This is a genomic window from Oceanicola sp. S124 (assembly GCF_000220565.1).
Taxonomy (GTDB): Bacteria; Pseudomonadota; Alphaproteobacteria; order Rhodobacterales; family Rhodobacteraceae; genus Pseudooceanicola.
The window spans coordinates 1-1,827 of record NZ_AFPM01000030.1; the positions used below are offsets into that span (position 1 = coordinate 1).

Annotated in this window: 2 protein-coding genes; both read right to left on the reverse strand. The window is 70.6% G+C overall.

Annotation, left to right across the window (positions count from 1 at the left end; translation table 11 throughout):
- Positions 1-559 precede the first annotated feature (559 nt).
- The gene (locus OS124_RS0102530) at positions 560-937 is read right to left on the reverse strand and encodes a DUF2237 family protein (RefSeq protein WP_010137738.1); all 378 of its coding nucleotides are present in this window, start codon (positions 935-937) and stop codon (positions 560-562) included.
- A 114-nt stretch (positions 938-1,051) separates the two neighbouring features.
- A partial coding sequence (locus OS124_RS0102535) for a DUF2332 domain-containing protein (protein ID WP_010137739.1) occupies positions 1,052-1,827 on the reverse strand: 776 nt, incomplete at its 5' end.

The following is a 1,827-nucleotide window of genomic DNA, read 5'->3' on the forward strand; positions in this document are numbered from 1 at the left end:
AAGCGCGACATCAAGGACATGGGTCGCAGCGACCTGATGATCCCCGAGGACTTCTCGGGCCGCTGGAAAGCCTGAGCGGGGGCGCGGGGCAAGCCCCGCGCGCTACGGGTTGCAACATGGTGGCCGCCCCGGGCGCCGTTACCCGGGATCGGGATCAAGGGGCCGGCGCCGTGAAAGGGCACTGGCGAAACTGCACTGCACTGCACTGCACTGCACTGCACTGGGACGGACACGGCAGGGCAACACGGTCAAGCGGCATTCGCGTCCGGCATCAGGAAAGTACGTCGTCGCGTCCAGGTCTGGGCAACCGCCCAACTCCGTCGAGGGCAGGCCAGGCAACAGGCGTAGGGTGGGAGGTATCCCACCAGCCCGGCCTGAGAATGTCAGGCCCCGGGGCTTGAGGCCCACGCGTTTCAGACCGATGCGCGTCATGCCGGCGCGCTTGTTTCAGGATCGGCAGAGCCTGACCCACCGGAACACGGCGCAAGAACCGCCAGCTCCGGTTCAGCTCCCCTCCCCGCCGCCTCAGGGCGTCTCGCTCGCGATCAACGGTTCCTCCCTAGGGTGCGGTCTCGGCGTAGAGTTCCAGCACCTCCAGCGGCACGACCTCCAGCGCCCGGATATGCGTCGCCTCCAGCCGCACCAGCGGGGCGCAGCCCTCGTCATGAGCCTGCAGGAAGCGCGCCGCGCAGAGGCACCAGCGGTTGCCCGGTCGCAGGCCGGGAAAGCCGAACTGCGGGATCGGCGTCGAGAGATCGTTGCCGACGTATTTCGAATAGGCCAGGAACTCTGCCGTCATCACCGCGCAGACCGTGTGGGAACCCTGGTCGCGGACACAGGTGTTGCAATGGCCGTCGCGGAAGAACCCGGTCATCGGGTGAGTCGAGCAGGGTTCCAGCGCGCCCCCGAGGGCATTGGTCGACGGATCCTTGTCCATGGCGAGCCTCGCACAGCCTGGCGCCCGATCAGCGCCCTTCAGTCAGAATAGCGACGCCCCCCGCCGGTGCAAGCGGCACGGCAGGGCGCGCCGCCGCCGCCAGGCCGCGCCCTTTCAGACCCGCTGCAGCCAGCGCCCGTGGAAATCGATCCGCGCCAGCAGGCGCTCTTCGCCACCGGGCCATGCGGTCAGCCTCAGCGCCGCGCCGGGCCGCTGACCGTCGTCCTCCATCGACAGCCGCGCCAGCGGAGCCGCCGGACTGGCTGCCGCCCCGGCCCGCGCCAGGGCCGCCTCGCAGCGGGCCTTCGTCGTCTCGGGGAAATACTGCCAGGCGATGGTGTGATAGACCAGATGCAGGCGGCCCGTGGCCGGCGCCGCCAGCCGCGCCTCCAGCCACTCAGCCGCATCCCCGCGATCCACCGGCGGCACCGCACCCTTCAGCGCCGCCTCCAGCCGCGCCATCCGGTCGGGCTGATCGGCCCAGATATAGGAGCGCAGGCGCAGCATGTCCTCGCGCGCATCGCTGCGCAGCGGGTTCAGGTCGACGCCCCGCGCCTCGGCCACCGTGTAGGGTACCTGCGGCGGCAGATCCCCCTGCCAGTCCGGCGCAAGCGTCAACAGCGGCGCCGCGATGCCCTCTCCGGGACCGAAGCGGCGGCCCTCCAGAGCCATGGCGTAGTGGTCGAACTGCAGGTTCAGCCCTGCCGAGGCGCCCAGCTCTGACAGCTGCAGCGGCAGGCCGGGGAAACGGCTTGCCAGCAGGCTGGCGGCCAGGATCAGCCCGGCGGAGCGGCGGATCTCGTTGGTCTGCGGGGCGCTGTCCAGCCAGTGCAGCAGATGCGCCTCGTGCCGGGCGAAGACGGCGGGCAGCAGCTTCGCCAAGGCAGCGG

Coding starts and splice junctions, on each gene's coding strand:
- OS124_RS0102530 (WP_010137738.1), bottom strand. CDS start 937: ATGGACAAGGATCCGTCGACCAATGCCCTCGGGGGCGCGCTGGAACCC.